This is a genomic window from Nitrospirillum iridis, assembly GCF_014205765.1.
Taxonomy (GTDB): domain Bacteria; phylum Pseudomonadota; class Alphaproteobacteria; order Azospirillales; family Azospirillaceae; genus Nitrospirillum; species Nitrospirillum iridis.
Genome location: NZ_JACIIZ010000004.1, coordinates 295582 through 318064, shown reverse-complemented (window position 1 = coordinate 318064; position 22483 = coordinate 295582). Strand labels below are relative to the sequence as shown.

Annotated in this window: 20 protein-coding genes and 1 tRNA gene; 17 read left to right on the top strand and 4 right to left on the bottom strand. The window is 67.0% G+C overall.

What is annotated here, in order from left to right; all coding sequences use genetic code 11:
- Window positions 1–32: 32 nt before the first annotated feature.
- Window positions 33–374, bottom strand: a complete 342-nt coding sequence (locus FHS74_RS08900; protein WP_184799561.1) for a hypothetical protein — start codon at window positions 372–374, stop codon at window positions 33–35.
- A gap of 111 nt (window positions 375–485) precedes the next feature.
- Between FHS74_RS08900 and FHS74_RS08895 the strand changes: the two genes are divergently transcribed.
- The 4 genes from FHS74_RS08895 (at window position 486) to FHS74_RS08880 (ending at window position 5857) form a co-directional block, all read left to right on the top strand.
- Window positions 486–626: a hypothetical protein gene (locus tag FHS74_RS08895; protein WP_184799560.1), complete on the top strand. Its 141-nt coding sequence runs from the start codon at window positions 486–488 to the stop codon at window positions 624–626.
- 89 nt (window positions 627–715) lie between these two features.
- Entirely contained in the window at window positions 716–2476 is a 1761-nt protein-coding gene (gene nadE, locus FHS74_RS08890; RefSeq protein WP_184799559.1) for an NAD(+) synthase, read from the top strand.
- A gap of 296 nt (window positions 2477–2772) precedes the next feature.
- Window positions 2773–4290 carry a POTRA domain-containing protein gene (locus FHS74_RS08885; RefSeq protein WP_184799558.1) on the top strand — a complete coding sequence of 506 codons (1518 nt, stop codon included), beginning with the start codon at window positions 2773–2775 and terminating at the stop codon, window positions 4288–4290.
- A gap of 118 nt (window positions 4291–4408) precedes the next feature.
- Window positions 4409–5857, top strand: coding sequence for an MATE family efflux transporter (locus FHS74_RS08880; RefSeq protein WP_184799557.1), 1449 nt, complete (start codon window positions 4409–4411; stop codon window positions 5855–5857).
- Between the two features lie 31 nt (window positions 5858–5888).
- Here the strand turns inward: FHS74_RS08880 and FHS74_RS08875 are convergent, their stop codons facing one another.
- The gene (locus FHS74_RS08875) at window positions 5889–6296 is read right to left on the bottom strand and encodes a VOC family protein (RefSeq protein ID WP_184799556.1); all 408 of its coding nucleotides are present in this window, start codon (window positions 6294–6296) and stop codon (window positions 5889–5891) included.
- 315 nt (window positions 6297–6611) lie between these two features.
- Between FHS74_RS08875 and gyrA the strand changes: the two genes are divergently transcribed.
- The 4 genes from gyrA (at window position 6612) to FHS74_RS08855 (ending at window position 11345) form a co-directional block, all read left to right on the top strand.
- Window positions 6612–9326, top strand: coding sequence for a DNA gyrase subunit A (gene gyrA, locus FHS74_RS08870; RefSeq protein ID WP_246463028.1), 2715 nt, complete (start codon window positions 6612–6614; stop codon window positions 9324–9326).
- Window positions 9327–9427: 101 nt separating this feature from the next.
- A complete protein-coding gene (coaD, locus tag FHS74_RS08865; protein ID WP_184799554.1) occupies window positions 9428–9973 on the top strand; it encodes a pantetheine-phosphate adenylyltransferase in 546 nt (181 codons plus the stop codon).
- 174 nt (window positions 9974–10147) lie between these two features.
- A tRNA-Lys gene (locus FHS74_RS08860) sits at window positions 10148–10223 on the top strand.
- 411 nt (window positions 10224–10634) lie between these two features.
- On the top strand, window positions 10635–11345 hold the full coding sequence (locus tag FHS74_RS08855; protein ID WP_184799552.1) for a SphA family protein: 711 nt from the start codon (window positions 10635–10637) through the stop codon (window positions 11343–11345).
- A gap of 49 nt (window positions 11346–11394) precedes the next feature.
- Here the strand turns inward: FHS74_RS08855 and FHS74_RS08850 are convergent, their stop codons facing one another.
- Window positions 11395–12087: an SOS response-associated peptidase gene (locus tag FHS74_RS08850; protein WP_184799550.1), complete on the bottom strand. Its 693-nt coding sequence runs from the start codon at window positions 12085–12087 to the stop codon at window positions 11395–11397.
- A 104-nt stretch (window positions 12088–12191) separates the two neighbouring features.
- Here FHS74_RS08850 and FHS74_RS08845 point away from each other — a divergent pair, with 104 nt between their 5' ends.
- From FHS74_RS08845 to FHS74_RS08835, 3 genes are all read left to right on the top strand, one after another.
- On the top strand, window positions 12192–12638 hold the full coding sequence (locus FHS74_RS08845; protein WP_184799548.1) for a nucleotide triphosphate diphosphatase NUDT15: 447 nt from the start codon (window positions 12192–12194) through the stop codon (window positions 12636–12638).
- A 265-nt stretch (window positions 12639–12903) separates the two neighbouring features.
- Window positions 12904–13668, top strand: a complete 765-nt coding sequence (locus FHS74_RS08840) for a phosphatase PAP2 family protein (RefSeq protein WP_184799546.1) — start codon at window positions 12904–12906, stop codon at window positions 13666–13668.
- Window positions 13669–14284: 616 nt separating this feature from the next.
- Window positions 14285–14671, top strand: coding sequence for a PilZ domain-containing protein (locus FHS74_RS08835; RefSeq protein ID WP_184799544.1), 387 nt, complete (start codon window positions 14285–14287; stop codon window positions 14669–14671).
- 18 nt (window positions 14672–14689) lie between these two features.
- Here FHS74_RS08835 and FHS74_RS08830 read toward each other — a convergent pair whose 3' ends face one another.
- The gene (locus FHS74_RS08830) at window positions 14690–15997 is read right to left on the bottom strand and encodes an EAL domain-containing protein (RefSeq protein ID WP_184799542.1); all 1308 of its coding nucleotides are present in this window, start codon (window positions 15995–15997) and stop codon (window positions 14690–14692) included.
- A gap of 327 nt (window positions 15998–16324) precedes the next feature.
- Here FHS74_RS08830 and FHS74_RS08825 point away from each other — a divergent pair, with 327 nt between their 5' ends.
- From FHS74_RS08825 to FHS74_RS08800, 6 genes are all read left to right on the top strand, one after another.
- Window positions 16325–17023, top strand: coding sequence for a YdcF family protein (locus FHS74_RS08825; RefSeq protein WP_246463007.1), 699 nt, complete (start codon window positions 16325–16327; stop codon window positions 17021–17023).
- 55 nt (window positions 17024–17078) lie between these two features.
- Window positions 17079–18200: a lytic murein transglycosylase gene (locus FHS74_RS08820; RefSeq protein ID WP_343066892.1), complete on the top strand. Its 1122-nt coding sequence runs from the start codon at window positions 17079–17081 to the stop codon at window positions 18198–18200.
- A 43-nt stretch (window positions 18201–18243) separates the two neighbouring features.
- Complete coding sequence (locus FHS74_RS30925) at window positions 18244–19326, top strand: septal ring lytic transglycosylase RlpA family protein (RefSeq protein WP_184799538.1); 1083 nt, start codon at window positions 18244–18246, stop codon at window positions 19324–19326.
- A gap of 191 nt (window positions 19327–19517) precedes the next feature.
- Window positions 19518–20693 carry a D-alanyl-D-alanine carboxypeptidase family protein gene (locus FHS74_RS08810; RefSeq protein ID WP_184799536.1) on the top strand — a complete coding sequence of 392 codons (1176 nt, stop codon included), beginning with the start codon at window positions 19518–19520 and terminating at the stop codon, window positions 20691–20693.
- Between the two features lie 8 nt (window positions 20694–20701).
- Window positions 20702–21340, top strand: coding sequence for a dTMP kinase (tmk, locus tag FHS74_RS08805; RefSeq protein WP_184799534.1), 639 nt, complete (start codon window positions 20702–20704; stop codon window positions 21338–21340).
- Window positions 21340–22458 (top strand): DNA polymerase III subunit delta', encoded by a 1119-nt coding sequence (locus tag FHS74_RS08800; RefSeq protein ID WP_184799532.1) that lies wholly within the window; start codon window positions 21340–21342, stop codon window positions 22456–22458. The genes tmk and FHS74_RS08800 overlap by 1 nt, the downstream gene beginning before the upstream one ends.
- Window positions 22459–22483: the final 25 nt, after the last annotated feature.

The following is a 22483-nucleotide window of genomic DNA, read 5'->3' as shown; positions in this document are numbered from 1 at the left end:
GACCATTCGCGATGCGTGCCATGCTTTCGGCGTCAGGAGGTGCTGCCCCGCCCCCGGTTGCTGTTGGCCCGCGCACCGGTACCCGCCGTGCTTTCCGACCGGTCGCCCTGGGGGCCGCGCTGGCCGCTGCCGCTGGCGTCCCAGTCCCCTTTGCTGCCCGGGGCGGGGCGGGCGCCCCCTTGCTGCGGTGGCGGCGCGTGCTCCGGCCCGCCCGGCTTTCTGGTCGCGGCGTGGCCCGTCATGGCCCATTCGTCCTTGAGGCGCTGGGTGTCGCTGGCATCCCCCACGTCGCGCTTGCTGTCGGCTGTGGCGCGCTGGTCCGACTGCCGCTTATCCCGGGGGGCTGTTTGAGGGGCATCTTCATCCTGGGGCATGATCCCGCGTCTCCGGCGTTCGTTTGGGGGCGTTCGTTGGGGGCGACCCTGGTTCAAGGCCCGGGGCCCGACATTCGTTCCCGACGGTATCCGCACCCGGGAGCGGCCGGGGTGACGGCATTCCCCATCGGTGATGTGCCCCAGGCCTGGCCCGCCCTGTCGTTGGCGCCCCCCCTGAACGACATGCGCCGTGCCTCCTGCTGCCCTTCCTGCGGCGGCACGCCGGGTGAAGCCACGCATGCGGCGGCGTAAAAGCCGCCGTCGATTTCCAGGGACTGCCCGCGTCCCGCCCCCGGATGATAGGGTGGCGCCCCGGCACTGGAATCGAGAGACGGAACCGCATGCGCACGCTTAAAGTCGCCCTGCATCAGATGAACTACACCACGGGCGATTTCCGGGGGAATTTCGAGCGCACCAAGGCCAGCATCCTGGCCTGCCGGGATGCCGACCTGCACGTCCTGCCGGAATGCGCCGTCGCCAACTACGCCGCCGGCGACTATCTGCTGGAGGCCGATTACCAGCAGGCCGTCGTCCATTGGACGGAGCAATACCGGCTGTTGTCGGAGGCCGCGCAGGTCGCCATCGCGGTGGGCACGCCGCTGCGAGGGAAGGTCGCGGGCCGCAAGATGGGCAACGGCCTGGTGGTGTTCGACAAGGGCCGGGAGGCGCTGAGCCAGTTCAAGACCCACCTGCCCAATTACGACGTCTTCGATGACGTGCGCTGGTTTGAAAGCCGGGCGGAGCAGAAGGGCCCCGACGCGACGTTGGGGGTGTTGTCGTTCCAGGCCGATGGCGGGGCGGTCACCCTGGGATTCTGCATCTGCGAGGATATCTGGTTCGATGACGTCACCCGGGCGCTCAAGGACCTGGGGGCGGAGGTCATCGTCTCGCTGAACGCCAGCCCCTACGCCATCGCCAAGGGCAACTTCCGCCGCCGCCTGTTCGACCAGCGCATCCAGGAGACGGGCCTGCCCCTGGTCTATGTCAACCAGGTGGGCGGCAATGACGAGTTGGTGTGGGAGGGTTGCTCCGCCGTCGTCGACCCGGCCGGGGCCATCTATGAGATGGAGATCGGGCGGGAAGGGGCGGACACCGTCACCCTGGCGGACACGGGCCAGGGCTTACGCCTGACCCACACCCAGGCGCCGGTGCAACTGACCGATGCGCAGGAGCGCTATCTGATCGTGGGCCTGGGCCTGCGCGACTACATCGAAAAGAATGGCTTCCAGGATGTGGTCTTCGGCCTGTCGGGCGGTGCCGATTCCACCCTGGTGGCGGCGCTGGCGGCCGACGTCTTCGGGCCGGCCAAAGTCAACGCCGTGATGATGCCGTCGCCCTACACCACCGCCGGCTCCAACACCCGGGCGGCGGATTTCGCCGCCGGCGTGGGCGGCGGCTTCAGCGCCATCAGCCTGCCCATCACGGTGGAGTATGAGGCGGGGCTGGCCAAGTTCCGCAACGCCTTCGGTCGCGACATGGGCAGCCTGGCGGATGAGAACCTGCAGGCGCAGATCCGCGGCAACACCCTGTCCGCCATCTCCAACGACCACGGCCGCCGCGCCATCCTGGGCACCAGCAACAAGAGCGAGATCCTGATGGGATACGGCACGCTCTACGGCGACATGCGCGGCGCCTTCAACCCGCTGAAGGACCTGTACAAGGCCATCGACGTCTTCCCCATGCTGGAGATGCGCCTGGCCCAGGCCCAGGCGCCCGACCCGCTGTTCGCCAGCGTCTGGCGGCAGGCCTTCGGCAAGCCGCTGGAACCCTACGACGCCGGTGCCCAGGCCGCGCTGCGCGCCACCATCGACGTGCCCCCCAGCGCCGAGTTGAAGCACGACCAGCGCGACACCGACAGCCTGCCCCCATATCCCCGCCTGGACGCGGTGCTGTGGGAGATGGAGGACGCCAAGGAGCGCCAGACCGACGCCCAGATCGCCGAGAAGCTGGGCGAGCCACTGGAATTCGTGCAGGACATCCGCCGCCGCGTCCGCCGGGCGGAGTTCAAGCGCTTCCAGTCGCCACCCGGCCCCAAGGTCCACCGCAAGTCCCCCACCACCAAGGACCGGCGCTTCCCCCTGACGGCGCGCTTCACCGGGTGATCCCGCAGTGACCTTTCTGTAGCGGACCCACCATCATGCCGCCGGCGGGCCGGCTACGGATGTAGGGTTCAACCTGTTGGTGCAATGCTCGCCCGCAGGCTGGAACTCCGATGTCTCGATCATGTCCGGCCTGGGGTATGGCGGCCTTGGCCGGCGTGGTCTTATTGCCTGCATGGGCGCACGGGCAGCAGACACCCGACGCCGGCAGCATCCTGCGTGACACCGAACGTTCATCCCCCAGCCTGTCCGCCCCACCGGCCCCTTTGCGCCCCCTTGCACCCGAGGGCCCCCCTCGGGTGCCGGCGGCCCAGGGCCCCACGGTGCGGGTGACGGCCTTCCACATCATCACCACCCTGTTCCCGGAGGCCGACCTCCAGACGGTGGTGGCGCCTTTCCGCAACCGCGACCTCACCCTGGGCGGGTTGCAGTCGGCCGCCGGCGCCATCAGCACCTACTACCGGCAGCATGGCTACCTGGCCCGGGCCTACTTGCCCCGGCAGGAGATCCGCGACGGTGTCGTCACCATCGCCGTGCAGGAAAGCCGGCTGGGTCGGGTGGTGGTGGATTCCGCCAGCGACACCCGGCTGGACGGCGATTTGGCCGCCGGCTATCTGCTGAACCGCCAGGCGGTGGGAGAAACGCTCCGCCTAAATGCGCTGGAACAGGGGGTCGCCGCCCTGGACGCCGTGCCCGGCATCACCGCCACGGCCACGGCGGAAGCGGGCGGCGCGCCGGACCAGACCGACATCCGCCTGAAGCTGACCGAGGGGCCGCTGTTCAACGGCATTGCCCTGGTGGACAACCAGGCGCAACGGGCCAGTGGGGGCTGGCGCGGCATCGCCGTGCTGTCGGCCAATGACGTGGACGGCATCGGCGACCAGACCATCCTGACCGGCATGCGCAGCCTGGGCACGACCTACGGCCGGCTGGCGGCTACCGCGCCCGTGGGCTATTCCGGCCTGCGGCTGGGCCTGAATGGCAGTGCCTTCGATTACCGCGTCGCCCACGACTTCAACGCCGGTACGCCGGATGGCTGGGGTGCCACCGGTGGGGCCATGGCCACCCTGCCGGTGTGGCGGTCGGAGGATACCGCCCTGGACGGGCGCCTAAGTTATGAGCATCGCCGGCTGGTGAACCGCACGGCCCAAATCGTCACCAGTGTCAGCGTCATCGACGCCGCCACCCTGGGCGCGGGCGGCGTGGTGCGCGATGGTTGGGGCGGGGCGAATCAGGTGGACGTGGCGCTCACCGGGGGCACTGTCGACCTGGGCGGCGTACCGGACAACCTGGCGCTGGACGCCGCATCCGTCCGCACCAGCGGCGCCTATGCCAAGCTGGCGATGACCGCCAGCCACGCGCAGCCGTTGGGTGAGGGGGTGGAGGTGATGCTGAGACTGTCCGGGCAATGGGCCAGTGGCAATCTGGACAGCTCCGAGCGCCTGGCCCTGGGCGGTCCGGATGGCGTCCGCGCCTATCCCGTCAATGAGGGGCAGGGGGCGGAAGGGGCGGTGGGCACGCTGGAACTGCGCTGGCGCCCGGTGACCGGGTTGCGCTTCGCCGCTTTTTGGGACGGCGGCTGGATCCGCCAGTTCGTCACCCCCTGGGCCAGGTGGAATCGGGGCACGGACCTGCCCAACGACTATGGCGTGCAGGGGCTGGGCATCGCCGTCTCCTGGCGCCCGGGGGATGCCCTGGCGGTCGACGCCACCCTGGCCCAGGTCGTGGGCGATAATCCCGGCCGCATCAACGGCCTGGATAGCGATGGTCTGCGACGACGCACCCGCGCCTGGGTACGGGTGACGGGTAATTTCTAGAAGAGCGCCCAGCTGCCGTGCGCCGCTCGTGGGTTGCGGGACGCGGCGCCACGCGGTAGGCAGAAGGGCCGCCCGGCCGCCTTTCCGGGCAACGATAAAGCCGCCAGAGCGTTCCACCATGGCCCAGCATGAAACCCCCGTGCCGCCGGAGCTGTCAGCCACGGTGACGCCCCTGCCGCCCCTGGACGAGGCGACGGCGGGCGGAGCTGTGCCCGAGGCTCCGGGGGGCGCGTTGCTGGCACGGGTTCTGGCGCACGCCCGGGATCTGGTGGTGCTGGCCACCCCGCTGATGCTGACACGCATGGGCCAGCTGTTCATGCAGACCGTGGATACCGCCATGGTTGGCCGCCACAGCGCGGAGGAACTGGCCTATTTCGGCCTGGGCAACACCCCGGTGGGCACGGCCTTCGCCACGGTGGTCGGCCTGATGATGGGCACCATCATCCTGGTGGCCCAGGCGGTGGGGGGTGGCCGGGCGCGGGAGGCGGGGGCGGTCTGGCGCCGCTCCGTCCCCTATGCCTTGCTGGTGGGCTGCGTCGTGGCGGTGGGCTGCCTGTTCGGCGAGCCCTTCTTCCGGCTGACGGGGCAGGACCCGCGCATCGCCCATGGCGCCGCCCCCGTCATCATCATCCTGGGGCTGGGCATGCCGGCGGCGGTGGTGCAGATCAGCACCTCTTTCTTCCTGGAGGGAATCAAGCGGCCGTTCCCGGCCATGATCTCCATGATCATCGCCAACCTGCTGAACTTCGCCCTGGACTACACCCTGGTGTTCGGCCATTTCGGCCTGCCGGCCCTGGGGGCCATGGGCTCGGCCATCGCCACCACCACCATCCGCTGGGTCACCGCGCTGGGCCTGTGCGCCTATGTCTGGACCATGCGCGATCATGCCCGCTACGGCGTCCGCGGTTCCTTCCTGGACTGGCGCTCCGGACGGCCGCACCGGCACCTGGGCTATGCCGCCGGCCTCAGCCAGGGGGCGGAATCATCCGCCTTCGGCACCATGGGCATTTTTGCCGGCTGGCTGGGCGCCCTGGGGCTGGGCGCCTACGCCGTGGGCTTGAATCTGCTGGCCCTGGCCTTTATGGCGGCCCTGGGCCTGGCCTCGGCCACGGCGGTGCAGGTGGGTCAGGCGCATGGGGCGGGACATCGGCGCGAGGCCTCGGTGGCTGGCTGGACGGGTCTGGCCATCACCGCTCTGGTGTTGGCCGGCGTGGGCCTGCTGTTCGCCGGCCTGCCGGAAGCCATCGCCCGCCTCTACGCCAGCGATGCGGCCCTGATCCGCGAGTTGGTGCCGCTGATCGCCTTCATGGCGTGGATCCTGGTCGCGGACGGCGGGCAGGCGGTGATGGCCAGCGCGCTGCGCGGCCAGGGCGACAGCTGGATCCCCACCGCCCTGCATTTCTTCAGCTATTATGGCGTCATGATCCCCACGGCGGCCTATGCCGCCTTCCACCTGGGCCACGGCGTCATGGGCATCTTCCAGGGCATCCTGGTGGCGAGCGTCGTGGCGGTGTCGGTGCTGATGGCGCGGTTCCACCTGCTGTCGCGGCGCGAAAGCCGGTCATAGGAAGCCTCAAGCGCGCGGACCTCGCGGGCGATCAGCGCGGCAGCGACAGCTCGACCTGGGTGCCTTCCGGATCGCGGATGTACAGGGAGAGGGTGGGACCATGGCGGTTGTCCCCCACCCTTTCCTCAAGGACGCTCAGGTCATGCCGGGCCAGGTGGCGCCGCAGCGCCCCTTCGTCGCAGGGCGCCAGGGCGATGCACAGATGGTCAAGGTTGCGCCCCGGCCCCGCCGGCGGCTTGGCCCAGGCGCCGTTGGGCGCCGAGACATCCACCAGGAACAGGTCGGCGTCACCCACCGCCAGGCGCACCAGGGCATCCTCCGGATAGGTCGCCGTGACCGGACATCCCAGGATATCACGATAGAAGGCCAGCGCCCGCGCCATGTCGGTGACGGGCAGTGCCACGTGATCGAAGCCGCGGACGCGGAAGGGGGGAGTCATGCGAAGGGACCGGTGCCACGGGGAAACGGCGGCACTGTCGCATCCCAGGGCCAGGGACGTCAAAACCCGGAGGAGCCCGGATGGGCGAGTCGCCGCCCGGCGGTGCCGCCCATATGGGACGCGGATGCCGGTTTCATTGTTCGCATGCGCGAATGGTGTTAGAAAAGCGACATATCCCCATCGCCCCGGGACGGGTGTCCATCCGCCCCGAGGGCTTGGTTTTCCTTGATTCTGGATTCTGGTTTGGTCACGACTCCGACGCCCCCCGCGGCCCCCCCCGCCAGCGATATCACCCCCATCGCCATCGAAGAGGAGATGCGCAGCAGCTATCTCGATTACGCCATGAGCGTGATCGTGAGCCGCGCGCTTCCCGACGTGCGCGACGGCCTGAAGCCTGTGCACCGTCGCATCCTGTATGCGATGAAGGAAAGCGGGTACGACAGCACCAAACCGTACCGCAAATCGGCCAAGGCGGTCGGCGACGTCATGGGTAACTACCACCCCCATGGCGACAGCTCGATCTATGAGGCCATGGTCCGCATGGCGCAGGATTTCTCCATGCGCCTGCCGTTGATCGACGGGCAGGGCAACTTCGGTTCCATGGACGGCGACCCCGCCGCCGCCATGCGATACACCGAGGCGCGCCTGGCCAAGTCGGCCGAGGCCATGCTGGATGACATCGACAAAGAGACGGTCGACTTCCAGAAGAACTATGACGAGTCGAAGGACGAGCCGACGGTCCTGCCGGCCCGCTTCCCCAATCTGCTGGTCAATGGCGCCAGCGGCATCGCCGTGGGTATGGCCACCAACATCCCGCCCCATAACCTGGGCGAGGTGATCGACGCCTGCTGCGCCTATGTCGACAACCCGGGCATCACCATCCCCGAACTGATGGAGATCGTCCCCGGTCCGGACTTCCCCACCGGCGCCCTGATCCTGGGCCGCGCCGGCATCCGCTCCGCCTTCGAGACGGGCCGCGGCTCCGTCGTCATGCGCGCCAAGAGCGAGATCGAGGAGATCCGCAAGGACCGCTGGGCCATCGTCTTCACCGAAATCCCCTATCAGGTGAACAAGGCCAAGCTGATCGAACGCATCGCCGAGGTGGTGCGCGAGAAGGTGGTCGAGGGCATCTCCGACGTCCGTGACGAGTCCGACCGCGACGGCGTGCGCGTGGTGGTGGAGCTTAAGCGCGACGCCGTGGCCGACGTGGTGATGAACCAGCTGTTCCGCCACACCGCCCTGCAGACCTCCTTCGGCGTCAACACCCTGGCGCTGAACGGCGGCCGGCCGGAGATGATGAACCTGAAGGACATCATCGCGGCCTTCGTGAAGTTCCGCGAACAGGTCATCACCCGCCGCACCGAGTATGAGCTGGGCAAGGCCCGCGAACGCGCCCACACCTTGGTCGGCCTGGGCGTGGCCGTGGCCAACCTGGACGAGATGATCGCCCTCATTCGCCGGGCGCCGGATCCGGCGACGGCGCGTGAGGAGATGGTGGCCCGTGAATGGCCGGCCAGCGACGTGGCGCCGCTGATCACCCTGATCGACGAGCCTGGCCGCGGCCTGTCGGAAGCCGGCACCTACCGCCTGTCCGAGGCCCAGGCCAAGGCCATCCTGGAGTTGCGCCTGCACCGCCTGACCGGGCTGGAGCGTGACAAGATCGGCGCCGACCTGACGGCCGTGGTCGACCAGATCCGCCACTTCCTGGAGATCCTGTCCTCCCGCTCCTTGCTGCTGACCATCCTGCGCAACGAGTTGATCGAGGTGAAGGCCCGCTTCAACACGCCGCGCCGCACCAAGATCGAGGATTTGGAGTTCGAGGCGGACATCGAGGACCTGATCCAGCGCGAGGACATGGTCGTCATCGTCACCCAGGGCGGCTACATCAAGCGCGTGCCGGTCTCGACCTACCGGGCGCAGGCCCGTGGCGGCAAGGGCCGCAGCGGCATGCAGCTGAAGGTGGAGGATACGGTCAGCGACCTGTTCGTGGCCAACACCCACACGCCCATGCTGCTCTTCACCAGCCGAGGCATGGTCTACAAGCTGAAGGTCTGGCGCCTGCCGCTGGGCCAGCCGCAGACCCGGGGCAAGGCCCTGGTCAACCTGCTGCCGCTGGAGGAGGGCGAGGTCATCACCACCGTGATGCCCATGCCCGAGGACGAGGCCAGCTGGGGCGACCTGAATGTGCTGTTCGTCACCAGCCACGGCAATGTCCGCCGCAACAAGCTGTCCGACTTCACCAACATCCGCGCCAATGGCCTGATCGCCATGAAGCTGGAGGAGGAGGGCGAACTGCTGATCGCGGCCCGCACCTGCACCGAGGCGGATGACGTGCTGCTGGCCACGCGCTTGGGCCGCTGCATCCGCTTCCCCGTGGAGGATGTCCGGGTGTTCGCCGGGCGCACCTCGACCGGCGTGCGTGGCATTCGTCTGGCGGATGGTGATGAGGTCATCGGCCTGTCCATCCTGCATCATACCCCGTACAGCCCCGAGGAGCGGGCGGCCTACCTCAAGCAAGCGGGGGCGGAGCGGCGCCAGCAGGGCGAGGAGGTCGACGATGCGCCAGCGGATGTCGAGGCTGAAGCCACCGGCGATGTCGGCACCCTGGCACCGGATATGTACGCTGAGATGAAGGCGCGTGAGGAATTCCTGCTGACGGTGTCGGTCCAGGGCTTCGGCAAGCGCACGTCGGCTTATGAATACCGCCTGACCGGCCGTGGTGGCCAGGGCATCTGGAACATGGACATGGGCGATCGCAACCGCGCCATCGCCGCCGTGTTCCCCATCGCCGAGACCGACCAGGTGATGATGGTCAGCAACGGCGGCCAGGTCATCCGCATGCCCGTGCACGATGTGCGCATCACCGCGCGCAAGAGCAAGGGCGTGACCCTGTTCCGCTTGTCGGCGGATGAAGGCGTGGTGTCCGTGGCACGGCTGGCCGACGACGGTACCGATGAAGGCGGGGTGGATGACGCCGCGCCAGGTGAAGCCGGGCCCGCTGCGGGTCCGGACGAGGGAACCGGCAACTGAGGGCGACCGGGTTTGACCCCGCAGGGGATTCAAACCCGGCCCAAGGGCGAAGCCGGCGGACGGAGCTGAACGATGGGCGGATTGGATCGGCGGGGGGAAGGATGAGCGAGCGTCGCATCGGGGTTTATCCCGGCACCTTCGACCCCATCACCAACGGGCATTTCGATATCATCCAGCGGGCGGCCAAACTGGTCGACCATTTGATCATCGGGGTGGCCAGCAATGCCGGCAAGGGGCCGCTGTTCTCCACCCCGGAGAGGGTGGCCCTGGTGCAGGACGAGGTGGCGCCCCTGATCGCCAAGGGCATCTCGGTGGAGGTGCGGCCCTTCGACACCCTGCTGATGAACTTCGCCGTGGGCTGCCAGGCCAAGGTGATCATCCGCGGCCTGCGCGCCGTGTCGGACTTCGAGTACGAGTTCCAGATGGCCGGCATGAACGCGCGCCTCAACCCGCAGGTCGAGACCGTTTTCCTGATGGCGTCGGACCGACACCAGTTCATCTCTTCCCGCTTCGTGAAGGAAATCGGCCGGTTGGGCGGGGACATCGCCCATTTCGTCAGTCCGCGCGTCGCCCACCGTCTGGCCGAACGGTTCGCCCAGGACTCCCGGCAAGGGATAGATCCTGCCACCGGCGGGGCCGGCGAGTAAGCCGTCCGTCAAGGTGATCTTTTTGGGGCAGGGGCCCTATGCGCCGCTAAAAGGCGGGACCCCGCCTCTTTCCATTGACCGCGCCCATACCCGTCATTATGGTGCGCGCCACACCGGGACGGCCCACGGGCGCCGTCTTCGTTCGCGGAAAGCCAAGGCGTTTTCCCCGCGGTCGATCCCGTAGCTCAGCCGGTAGAGCACGTGACTTTTAATCATGGGGTCGTGGGTTCGAATCCCACCGGGATCACCATCTTTTCAATAGCTTAGTCTGTTTCATGGCGGGTGCCGGCACCGACACCGGCGTCGCGACATATCGCCGCGACGCCGTGGCAACCGCACGGTGTATCGTCCGAACAGATAAGTCCCTATTGAATAATGCGCCTTGTCCCAGGCGGCCACTTTCGTCGATTTTCTCCACATCAGAATAAAATGAGGCCACCCGCGTATGGTCTCAACAATGTGGAGGACGTGCTCTTTGAAAAATTGGGCGATTGGCGCAGCAATTCTGTGCGTAACTGCGTTTGCAAATCTGGAAACAGCGACCGCCACCGAAAGCGGTGGCAACAGCTACCCACCTGGTGCCAGTATATACCTGGCTGGCGCGATGCCGCCCCCCGGTGAATACCTTCTGTTACAGCCCAACTATTATACTGCAGATCAGATGAATGATGGCGGCGGCAACAAGCTGCCGCTGGCCTTCAGCGTGGAATCCGTCTCCCAAACCTTTCGCGGCTTCGTGGTGACGCCCTATCAGCTGTTCGGCGCGCAGGTGGCAACGGAAGTCATCGTCCCCATCGTCGACTTGCATGCCGAAGTGGCCGGCCAAAAGACCAGCAAGTTGGGTTTTGGCGATATCGGCATCACCCCCATTCTGCTGGGATGGCATCTGGCCCCCAACCTGTCGCTGGTATGGGGCACCGACATTTTCATGCCGGTGGGACAATACAGCGCCAACTCGCTGGCCAACATCGGCCGCAATGTCTGGTCCTTCCAGCCCACGCTTGGACTGGCCTACATTGATCCCGAAGGTTGGCAGGCGCAGATTTCCCCACGATTGGCGTTCAACACCACCAACGACGCCACCCACTACCACTCCGGTTCGGACTTCGACCTGGACTTCGCCGTCGCCCGCAATGTCGATGGATGGCGCTTCGGCGTTTCCGGCTACTTCTATGTCCAGTACGAGGATGACACCCAGAACGGGTTGAAGGTGGACAGCGACGGCTACCGTGGCAAGGCTTTCGCCGCAGGCCCGGCCATCAGCCATAATATCGGCCCGCTGGATGCCACCTTCACCTGGCAGCATGAGTTCATGGCCGAGCACCGGGCCCAGGGGGAGAATTTCTGGATGCAGATCGGGCTGCGTCTTTGACGGCGTCACCGAAAAGATGGGGGCCCTGCGACAAGCCTAACGGTAATTGTCAAAACAGGCTCAGGGCCGCCTGGGGCACCAGCAGGTCGGCATCGTCGTTGCGCACGTTGCCGACCCGCGGTCCCACCGCCCAAAAGCGCGTCTCGTTAGCGGGGTAGGGACGCAATAGGTCCAGGAGCGCTGGCGCGTCGGCATCCGTCTCGCCCAGCCAGGCCGGCCAATGGTCGGGCGCCAGGATGACCGGCATGCGATGGTGGATGTGGCTGATGGCGTCGTTGGCCACCGTGGTCAGGATGGTGTAGGTGCGCACCCATACGCCGCTGGTCGGATCCTTCCAGCCTTCCCACAGGCCGGCGAAGGCGGCGGTCCCGGTATCGGCGGGAGCGATGGCGTAGGCCTGCTTGGCCCCATTCTCGACCCGCCATTCATAAAAGGCCGTCACCGGCACCAGGCAGCGGCGGCGGGCGAAGGCCTGGCGGAAGGTTGGCTTCTCGGTCACGCTTTCCGACCGGGCGTTGATCATCCGGGCGCCCCCCGACAGATCCTCCGCCCACGACGGCACCAGGCCCCAGCGCAGCAGATCCAGCCGCCGTTCCCCCGTTTGCGCGTTCCAGCGTACCACTGGGGCGGTTTGCGTGGGCGCGATGTTGAAGCGGCCGGGGAAGTTGGGCAGGGCGCCCAAGGTCTGGAACAGCGCTTCCATGGCCTGGGCCGGCGTGACGGCGGCGTAACGACCGCACATGGGGGGGCGACTCCGGAAAGAAAGACGGACACTTGGCGGGACGTGGCGATCATGATACCGCTCGGCGGGCCTGAGCCGCCACAATTAGTATCCGGAGCACCCCCATGACCCCATCCCTAGCATCCGCCGCCGATGGCGTGCCCAAGGTCGGCATCGGGGTCCTGATCCAGCGGGAGGGACGCATCCTGCTGGGCCGCCGACGCAACAGTCATGGCGATGGCAGCTACTCCTGGTGTGGGGGACACCTGGAATATGGCGAGACCTTCGAGGAATGCGCCATCCGTGAGGTGCGGGAGGAATGCGGCCTGGTGGTGCGCCGTCTGCGCTTCCTTTGCCTGCACAACATCCTGGCCTACGACAAGCACTATGTGGACATCCAGTTCATTGCCGAGGAGGTGGAACCGGGGGAACCCCAGGTGCTGGAACCGCACAAAATCGCGGACTGGGGCTGGTACGGTCTGGACGCCTTGCCGCAGCCCCTGTTCCGCCCAGTGGAACTGGCGTTGGACGCCTGGACTCGTCAGCGTGCCTATACCCCGCTCGGCCGCTAAGTCGGCCGGCACGGCCTATTTCTAAAGATCGCTTTGGGGGCGGCGCTCCTGAAGATAAAGTTTTTATTACATTTTATTGGCATTTAAATGTCAGGCGTCGGAACCGCTGGTCTCCGCGTTCCCGACGCCAGCCAAATTCCTGGGGCAAACGGGGATGACCGTATCCTCCGGCCGCATGATCGCGGCCGGAAACGCTGTCGTCATGCCCTGAGGGATTGTCCTTGGTGCCAAGGGCCGGCTGGAGGTCTGGGAGGAAGAACGACGCATGAACGGCTTCGACAGCGCCATCCAGGAATTTCTGACCCGGCACGCCTTCACATCCGAGGTGGTCAATCACGCCATCCGCACCATCGCCGACTTCTCCCTGTTCAAGGGGCTGTTTCTCGTCGCCATCCTGTGGTGGGTCTGGTTTCGAGGGGGCAGGCGCGGGGCGTGGGAAAAGGAGATGGTCATCGCCACCTTCGTCAGTGGCCTGCTGTCGCTGGCCGCTGGGCGCTTGCTGGCCCATTTCCTGCCCTTCCGCCCGCGTCCCATTTATGATCCGGAGGTGCCTTTCCGCTTTCCCTTGAGCGGCACAACCGAAACCATCCTCAGGACATGGAGTTCGTTTCCCAGCGACCACGCCATGCTGTGGATGTCCGTTTCCACCGGCATCTTCCTGGTGTGGCGTCGGATTGGCATCATCGCCGGAATCTACACGGCCTTGGTCGTCTGCCTGGTGCGGGTCTATTTGGGGCTTCACTACCCCACAGACATCCTGGGCGGCGCCGTGATCGGCATACTGATCACCTTGGCGATGACCCGCGACGCCGTCCGGCCGCTGTACGCCACCCCTATCCTGCGGGTCATGATGCGCTTTCCCGCGCCCTGTTATACCCTGGCTTTCCTGTTTTGTTTCGAGTTGGTCACCCAGTTCGACGAGATCCGCATGATCGGCCAGTCGGTGCACAAGGTGCTTGATGCCCGTCAAGGTGGCGATCCTTCCTTGACCGTCGTGGGCCCGTCAGAGGCGGCCGCCCGGCATAATTGAAGAAGCGTCCGCCTGTTCCTGTCGATTTGGAGATAGTCCCCCCGCCTCCGTTCCTCCGCCTCTACGCAAGCTGTATAAACAATTTCCGTTGTAGATCAGTGCCCACTGTTGTCAGGGGAGATTTTGGACGATGTCCAATCCTCAAGACGATCGCAAGGGCGATCCCGGCGCAACGATAGGGAGCCCCCAGCCCAGGGGCAATGCCGTATCCCCATGCACAGTCGCCGATATCGCCCTGGCGCGGGCGGCGGAGATGCTATCCCGCATCCGTGGCACTCGGGCATACGCCGATGCCAGTCCAGCGGAGCGGCTGGCACTCGAGTCCTATGTCCTCGACTTGGCGGATATCCGTTCTGAGAACGGTATCGTCCCTGCGCGCCGCTGAACGCCCGTTCCGAATGGCGACAATCATTCCGTTGCCGAAATAAAATGCACACAAACCACAGGGCGTGGCGGCCAGGAGATGCTCGCGGTAAAGGCATTCCCCCCAGGCATTTGCGTCGCCGCAACTTTGGCGTCACACTGCGACCATGACATGGCTGAGCGCGCCCGCCTTCCCGACGGACCGCCGCGCGTTCCGCCTGAACCCATCGCACTCTAGAGGAGGGGGCGGCATATGGCCTGGGGCGGTCTCAAGCGTGTCCTGTCCAGTCTGGTGCGGCCCAGCAACCGTCGCACCTATGACCGCCTGTCGGTGGACAGCGAAGTGCAGCTCAGCTGTGGTGACGCCGTCGTCTCCTGCCGCATCGCCGATGTTTCCGCCGGTGGCGCCTTCCTTATCCCCCGCGCCCCCGGGGCGAATCTGTCCATTGGAACGGAAGGGGTCCTGCGGTTGCCCGGTGCGCCGGTGGCCGCCGCCGTGCGCATCGTGCGCCATACCGATGCCGGTGTGGGCATCGAGTTCGAGCGCGACGGCGTTGGCGCCATCGTCGCCGGCTGGGTTCGCGCAGTGAGCGGCACGAAACCCGTCAGGCAGGACGATACGGCGCAACCGCCGGCTTAGCGAGGCTGGCGCCGACGATCACAGGCCGCAGAACAGCTCGAATTCCTTGACGGGCAGGGGGCGGGCGAACAGGTAGCCCTGGCCCTCTTCCACCCCCATGCCGTGCAACAGGTTGCGTTCACCCTCGGTTTCCACGCCTTCCGCCACCACCTTCAGCCCCATGGCCTTGGCCATGGCGACGATGGCCTGCACGATATGGCGGGTGCCGATATCCTGTTCCATGTCCTGCACGAATTTACGGTCGACCTTCAGGCAGTCCAGCGGCAGTTCGCGCAGATAGGACAGCGAAGAGTAACCCGTGCCGAAATCATCCAGGGCCAGGGCCACACCACAATCGGCGATCCAGGCCATTTGGCGCAAGGCGCCCTCCAGATCCTCCGGCAGCACCGATTCGGTGATCTCGAGTTGCAGCAGATGGGGAGGGATGCCCGTTTCCCGCAGCAGCACGTCAATCAAGGCGGGCAAGTGGCCCCAGCGGAACTGCCGCTCCGATACGTTGACGGCGATCTGCAGCGGCTGGCTCCCCGCTTCGATCCAGGTCTGAATCTGGCGGCAGGCCTCGCGTAGCGCCCATTCGCCGATGGGCACCATCAGCCCCGTCTCTTCGGCGATGGGAATGAATTCCATCGGGTAGACCAAGCCGCGGGTGGGATGCCGCCAGCGGATCAGCGCCTCCCCGCCGATCGGTGTCCCGTCGGCGATGGAAACCTTGGGCTGATAGTGCAGGACGAACGCCTCATCCAGGAGGGCCTGGCGCAGCTCCGTCTCCGTGATCAACTGGTGGCGCAGCCGCTCCCGCATCTGTTCGGTGTAATGCAGGTAGTGGACGGAGCCTGACTTGGCCACTTCCCCCTGGGCGATGGCGGCGTTGCGCAGCAGCGCCTGGCCGCTAGTGCCGTCATCGGGGGACACGGCGACACCGATCTTGGCCACCATGTAGAGCAGCCGGCCCTCGACCAGGATGGGTTCGCCGACGCGGGAAGACAGGGCGGATGCGGTGAACAGCGCCTTGCTGGCGTGACTGAGGTCGGGCAGGAACACCGCGAACTGCGCCCGCGCGATTCGGCAAACCGCATCCTCGCCGCCGCACAGTCCCAACACCCGCTCGGCCATGATGGCCATGGAGGTGTCCAGCGCTTGCTGGCCGAGCAGCTTATAGAGTTCCGCCATGCGCGAGATCTCGATGACCAGGACGGCGCAGGGGCCGCTATGGCTGGTCAGGTGATCGTCAATCCGGCGGGTGAAGACGGAAATATCCTGCAAAGCACCAGCACTGGGGGGGGCCGCGTCGGATCGGGCGGCGACGGTCAGGCAGGCTTCGGTCACGATAAGGGCTAGGCCAGCTTGTTCTCGATTGATTTTGACCTTAGACCATTTTCTGTCCGGCCCGCATGAGGAAACTGCGCTGCTCCCGCAATATTCGGCAAACCCCAGCAAATCTGACGATTCAGTGCACCGTCCCACCCGGCCGCTGGTTAGAACGGCTTGCATCGCCGCTGATTCGACGGACCTGACAAATTATTATGGGAGGCAAGTACCTTGAGTTTCGCCCTGTCCAAAGTCTTCTGGGCACTGAGTGCCCCGGGCAATTTGTTACTTATATTTCTAATATTTGGACTTTTTACAACTGGAAGCTTTAGGCTTCAACACCACTTGCGTTGCGCCCGTGCTGCGGCTCTGGGCCTGCTGATCATCGCCTTGGTGCCGGTGGGAGCGTGGAGCATGCGGGCGCTGGAAGCCCGCTTTCCCGCCCCGGCGGCGTTGCCTGACCGGGTCGACGGCATCATCATCCTGGGGGGCTCGGTCGATCAGGTCGCCACGGCGGAGACGGGTCGGCCGGAGGTGAACGCCGCCGCCGAACGCCTGATGGTCGTTCCCGAGCTGGCGCGGCGCTATCCCGATGCCCGCATCGTCTTTTCCGGCGGCTCCGGTGAGCTGCGGTCACCGGATGAGAAGGAGGCGCCGGTGGCCCGCGCCGCCCTGGAGCAGATGGGCATGGACATCAGCCGCGTGACCTTTGAAGGGGAGTCGCGCAACACCTGGGAGAACGCCCTGCTCACCCGCGACCTGATGCGTCCGGCACCGGGCCAAACCTGGGTGCTGGTGACGTCGGCCTTTCATATGCCCAGGTCCGTTGGCATTTTCCGCCACATCGGCTGGCCGGTGGTGCCCTATCCCGTGGACATACGGGCGCCGAAAGCCTTGCTGTACCGGCTGGACTTCGATCTGCTGCGCGGCCTGGAACTGCTGTCCCAGTCGGTGCACGAGTATATCGGCCTTGCGGCCTATCGTCTGCTGGGCCGAACCGACACCCTGTTCCCGGCGCCCGAACCCGCCACCAAAACGCCCTGATCCCGTTTCTAATTCCGCTGACGACCATCCGCCCGCCTTCAAGGAACCCGCCCCCGTGCCCTCCATCCCTTTCCGGTCCGCCTTCAGCCGCCCCCTTCCGTCCCGCAGCATCGGCATCGGCCTGCTGTCGGCACTGCTGTTGACGGGCTGCGCCGGGGGGCCGCCGGCCGCCGCCGGGTCACCCGTCGCAGCACCGCCAGCGGCCACGGTCATGGTGGACAAGCCCCCGGTGGTCCCCCCGCCCACCGTCATCACCCCGGAACAACAGGCGGATTTCGCCCGCTGGCTGGACGGCGTGCGCCAGGAGGCCATGGCCCAGGGCATCAGCAAGGCGACGTTGGACGCGGCGCTGGGCAATGTGCAGGAGCTGCCGCGCGTCATCGACCTGGACCGCAAGCAGCCTGAGGGTACCGTCACCTTCGCCACATATGCCGGTCGCGTGCTCAGCAAGGATCGGGTGGAGAAGGGGCGGGAGCTGATGCGCCAAAACGCGGCGCTGCTGGCCCAGGTCAGCGCCAAGTACCATGTGCAACCGCAATACATCGTGGCGCTGTGGGGCCTGGAGACCAATTACGGCAAGATCACCGGGGGATTCCGCATCATCGACGCCCTGGCGACGCTGGCCCATGACGGCCGCCGCCCGGCCTATTTCCGCAAGGAACTGATCCAGGCCCTGCGCATCGTCGAGGAGGACAAGGTCGACCCCGCCACCATGAAAGGCTCCTGGGCCGGCGCCATGGGGCAGGTGCAGTTCATGCCCAGCGCCTTCTTCAAGTTCGCCCAGGATTTCGACGGTTGCGGTCGCCGCGACATCTGGACCAGGACGCCGGATGTGCTGGCCTCCGCCGCCAACTACCTGTCCACCGTGGGCTGGGACGCCGGCACGAGTTGGGGCAGGGAGGTGAAGCTGCCCGCGAAGGGACTGGACGCCGCCGCCGCAGCGGGCCTGGACAAGAAGCGTACCCTCGGGGAATGGGCCAAGGCGGGCGTGCGCACGCTGGAAGGCAAGCCGTTGCCCGCCCGCGCCCTGTCGGCCTCGCTGGTCATCCCGGACGGCCCGGACGGACGGGCCTTCCTGGTCTATGACAACTACCGCACCATCATGAACTGGAACCGGTCGACTTATTTTGCGACCACCGTTGGTTTGCTGGCCGATCAACTTGGCGCGGCACTGTGAGTTGTTGTAGGGTGCGACCACAATCCATAGCGGTGTGCAAGTGATGAGCCGGGCAAATCTGGTGAGGCGGACGGCGACGGCCATCGCCGCCAACGAATCGACAAACAGGTCCCCCTGGAAGACCGGGGCGCTGGCCGGCTTGTCGCTGGGCGCCTTGCTGATGGCCGGCTGCGCCCACAAGCAGGAGGCGCCCGGCCCCGCCGCCGCCGTCAAGACGCCGACGCCCAGCGCGGCCGCCACCGGACAGCCGACCTACAAGGTGGGCAACCCCTATCAGATCGGCGGCATCTGGTACTATCCGCGCGCCGACTATGATTATGACCAGACCGGCATCGCCAGTTGGTATGGGCCGGGCTTCCATCAGGAACGTACCGCCAACGGCGAAACCTTCGACCAGAACGAACTGACGGCCGCCCACCAAACCTTGCCCATGCCCAGTCTGGTGCGGGTCACCAACCTGGACAACGGCCGCTCCATCGTCGTGCGCATCAACGACCGCGGCCCCTTCGCCGCCGGCCGTATCATCGACCTGTCGCGCCGGTCCGCCCAACTGCTCGGCATGGAGCAACAGGGTACGGCCAAGGTGCGCGTGCAGATCCTGGCCGATGAAAGCCGCGCCATCGCCGCCGCCGCCATGCAGGCCGGCGGCAGCCAGGTGGCGCTGAACGAACCGGCGGCCAGCGCGCCCGTGCCCACCACCATGGCGGACGGCAGCCCCGTGCCCAAGGCCGCCCCGCGCCCCAGCGTGACGGTACAGGGTCAGTCCCTGCCGCCGGCCAAGCCGGTGCCGCCGGCACGCACCGTGGCGGCCCCCACCACCATCCCCGGCACGACCGAGCCCGACGGCCGCTTCATGCCGGCACCGGTGGTGCAGCAGGTGGCGGTGACGCCGGGCGTGAAGCGCATCTATGTGCAGGCGGGCTCTTTCACCCTGTACGACAACGCCAACAAGCTGCGCGCGCGCCTGGCCAGTATCGGGCCGTCCTTCCTGGCGCCCACCATGGTGGGGGGAACGCAGTTCTTCCGGGTCCGCGTCGGGCCGCTGGACACGCCGGAACAGGCCGACCAGGTGCTGGACCAGGTGGTGGCGGCCGGCAACAATGGCGCCCGGGTGATCGTCGAGTAAGGCTTGAAATGCCCCCACCCGCCGCCGCACCCTATCGCCGGGCCCACGCCCCTGGGAGTGCCGCCGGCTGTGGGACATTTTGGCCATAGGCCGTCTGGAGACTGGTATGGCGGCCGTTCATGGGGCATCAGTGCCCCGCCGTGCTTTAAGGCTATTAGAGCTATCGGACACGTAGTCGGGATAGAAGAGACATGGAATTGAAGGTTTTGGCGACACGCGGCGCCGTCAGGCGGATGGCCCTGGCCTTGGGGCTGTTGAGCGGCCTTTTGGGCACGGCGGCCTCCGCCGCCACCATCGACACCGAGGCCCGCCAGGCCATCCTGATGGATGCCGACACCGGCACCGTCCTGTTCGCCAAGAACGCCGATCAGCACATGCCGACGTCGTCGATGAGCAAGGTGATGACCATGTACATGGTCTTCGACCGGCTGAAGAACGGCAAGCTGTCGCTGGAGGATAGTCTGCCGGTCAGCCGGCGCGCCTGGGACCTGGGCGGGGCCAAGACCGAAGGCTCCACCATGTATCTGCCGCTGGGCGCCAACGTGAAGGTGGAGGACCTGATCCGCGGCGTGTTGGTGCAGTCCGGCAACGACGCGACCATCGTGCTGGCGGAAGGCCTGGGCGGCACGGAGGAAGCCTTCTGCCGCAACATGACCAAGCGCGCCCACGACATGGGCATGAAGGACAGCAACTTCACCAACGCCGCCGGCCTGCCGGACGCCAATCACTATTCCACGGCGCACGACCTGGCCATCCTGGCCATCCACACCATCCACGACTTCCCCGAGTACTATCATTATTTCTCGGAGCTGGAGTTCACCTACAACAAGATCAAGCAGGGCAATCGCAACCCCCTGCTGTACCGTGGCATGGGCGTGGACGGCCTGAAGACCGGCCATACCGAGGCCGGCGGCTACGGCCTGATCGCGTCGGCCAAGCGCGGTGACCGCCGGCTGGTGCTGGTGGTCAACGGCCTGACCAGCATGCAGAGCCGCGCGGATGAGCCGGCCCGCCTGCTGGAATGGGGTTTCCATGAGTTCGATGACTACGCCCTGTTCAAGCCCGGCGAGACGGTTGACACCCTGCCGGTGTCGCTCGGCACCGCCGCCACCGTGCCCGTGACCGTCGCCGACGGCCTCAAGATCACCCTGACCAATGAACAGCGCCGCGCCATGAAGGTGGCCGTGGAAAGCCAGTTGCCGCTGGCGGCACCGGTCGCCAAGGGCAGCGTCGTCGCCACGCTGAAGGTGACGGCGCCCGATCTGCAGACGGTGGAAATCCCCCTGGTGGCAGCCAACGACGTGCCGCGGCTGGGCCTGTTCGGCCGCATGGGCGCCGGCCTGCACCGCATGATCTTCGGCAGCTGAGGGACCTGATGGCGACCGGTCGGTTCATCACCCTGGAAGGCGGGGAGGGGGCGGGCAAGTCCACCCAGATCCGCCTGCTGGCCCAGGCCCTGGCCGACCGGGGCGTGGAGGTGGTGACCACGCGGGAGCCGGGCGGCGGATCCGATGGCGCGGCATCCATCCGCGGCCTGCTGGTCGCCGGTGACACGCCCTGGCAGCGCCTGACGGAGGCGCTGCTGCACAACGCCGCCCGGCATGAGAATGTCGAAGCGCTGGTCCGCCCAGCCCTGTCCCGGGGGGCCTGGGTGCTGTGCGACCGCTATGTCGACAGCACGGTGGCCTATCAGGGCTACGCCATGGGTGTGGACCGGGGCATCCTGGCCGAGTTGCACCGCCTGTCCACCGGCAACCTCATGCCCGACCTGACCCTGGTGCTGGATCTGCCGGTGGAGGCCGGTCTGGCCCGTGCCGGCACCCGGCCTGGCCTGGAAGACCGCTATGAGCGCATGGGCATGGCCTTCCATGAACGTTTGCGCCGGGGCTTCCTGGACATCGCCGCCCACGATCCCGGCCGCTGCGCCATCATTGACGCCACCGGCGACATCGCGACGGTGCACGCCCGCCTCCTCGACGCGGTGGCCGGGCGGCTCTTGCGGGGGGCCGCCTGATGGCCGCGCCAGCCTTCGACCGCGAGAGCGTGCCCACCCCCATCGCCACCCATGATCTGATGGGCCACGCGGCGGCGGAGCAGACGCTGCTGAAGGCGGCCACCGGCGGGCGACTGCACCATGGCTGGATGATCGGCGGCCCACCTGGCATCGGCAAGGCCACGCTGGCCTATCGCTTCGCCCGCTTCCTGCTGACAGGCGGGGCGGAGCGGCAGGAAGACGGACTGTTCGGCGCCCCCCCGCCACCCACCAGCCTCTACGTCTCGCCCGAAAACCCCACCGCGCGGCGGGTGGCCGCCGGCGCGCACGGCGACCTGCTGACCATCCAGCGCACCTGGGATGAGAAGCGCAAGCGCTTCAAGCGCGACCTGCCGGTGGAGGAGGTGCGGCGCATCGCCCCCTTCCTGCGCTTGACGGCGGCGGAAGGTGGCTGGCGCATCGTCGTCGTTGACGGCGCCGACCAGATGAACCCCAGCGGCCAGAACGCCATCCTGAAAATCCTGGAGGAGCCGCCGCCCCGGGCCCTGATCCTGCTGGTGGCCGACAATCCGGGCGCGCTGCTGCCCACCATCCGCTCGCGCACCCGCACCCTGATGCTGGAACCGCTGCCCACCACCACGGTGCGCAGCCTGGTCAACCGCATGATGCCGGACCTGGAGATGGCGGACGCCGCCGCCCTGACCACCCTGTCGGATGGCAGCATCGGCCGGGGCCTGGACCTGGCCGCCGCCGGCGGGCTGGATCTCTACCGCGTGCTGCTGGGGGTGCTGGACACCCTGCCGCGCCTGGACCTGGCCGCCGCCCACGCCTTGGCCGACCAGGTGGCGCGCTCCGGCCAGGACACGGTATGGGAGACCACCACCGACCTGCTGCTGTGGTGGCTGGCCCGCTTCAACCGCGCGCTGGCCCGGGGTCAGGCGGCGGCTGAAATCGTGGAGGGCGAGGCGGCGCTGATGGAACGTCTGTCCTTCGCCGCGCGCCGGGATCGTGCGCTTGATCGCTGGATGGAGGTATGGGACAACGTTAACCGCCTGTTCGCCAAGGCGGAAGGCGCCAATCTCGATCGCAAGCAGGTGATGTTGAGCGCGCTGCGCACGATCGAGGCGGCGGCGTCCTGAGGCGCTGACAACGGGGCGTCCGTGC

Excerpts from the sequence above, each read along its gene's own strand:
- FHS74_RS08900 (WP_184799561.1), bottom strand. The coding sequence starts at position 374 with ATGCCCCAGGATGAAGATGCCCCTCAAACAGCCCCCCGGGATAAGCGG.
- nadE (WP_184799559.1), top strand. The coding sequence starts at position 716 with ATGCGCACGCTTAAAGTCGCCCTGCATCAGATGAACTACACCACGGGC.
- FHS74_RS08880 (WP_184799557.1), top strand. The coding sequence starts at position 4,409 with ATGGCCCAGCATGAAACCCCCGTGCCGCCGGAGCTGTCAGCCACGGTG.
- FHS74_RS08875 (WP_184799556.1), bottom strand. The coding sequence starts at position 6,296 with ATGACTCCCCCCTTCCGCGTCCGCGGCTTCGATCACGTGGCACTGCCC.
- gyrA (WP_246463028.1), top strand. The coding sequence starts at position 6,612 with ATGCGCAGCAGCTATCTCGATTACGCCATGAGCGTGATCGTGAGCCGC.
- coaD (WP_184799554.1), top strand. The coding sequence starts at position 9,428 with ATGAGCGAGCGTCGCATCGGGGTTTATCCCGGCACCTTCGACCCCATC.
- FHS74_RS08855 (WP_184799552.1), top strand. The coding sequence starts at position 10,635 with ATGAATGATGGCGGCGGCAACAAGCTGCCGCTGGCCTTCAGCGTGGAA.
- FHS74_RS08850 (WP_184799550.1), bottom strand. The coding sequence starts at position 12,087 with ATGTGCGGTCGTTACGCCGCCGTCACGCCGGCCCAGGCCATGGAAGCG.
- FHS74_RS08845 (WP_184799548.1), top strand. The coding sequence starts at position 12,192 with ATGACCCCATCCCTAGCATCCGCCGCCGATGGCGTGCCCAAGGTCGGC.
- FHS74_RS08840 (WP_184799546.1), top strand. The coding sequence starts at position 12,904 with ATGAACGGCTTCGACAGCGCCATCCAGGAATTTCTGACCCGGCACGCC.
- FHS74_RS08835 (WP_184799544.1), top strand. The coding sequence starts at position 14,285 with ATGGCCTGGGGCGGTCTCAAGCGTGTCCTGTCCAGTCTGGTGCGGCCC.
- FHS74_RS30925 (WP_184799538.1), top strand. The coding sequence starts at position 18,244 with ATGAGCCGGGCAAATCTGGTGAGGCGGACGGCGACGGCCATCGCCGCC.
- FHS74_RS08810 (WP_184799536.1), top strand. The coding sequence starts at position 19,518 with ATGGAATTGAAGGTTTTGGCGACACGCGGCGCCGTCAGGCGGATGGCC.
- tmk (WP_184799534.1), top strand. The coding sequence starts at position 20,702 with ATGGCGACCGGTCGGTTCATCACCCTGGAAGGCGGGGAGGGGGCGGGC.
- FHS74_RS08800 (WP_184799532.1), top strand. The coding sequence starts at position 21,340 with ATGGCCGCGCCAGCCTTCGACCGCGAGAGCGTGCCCACCCCCATCGCC.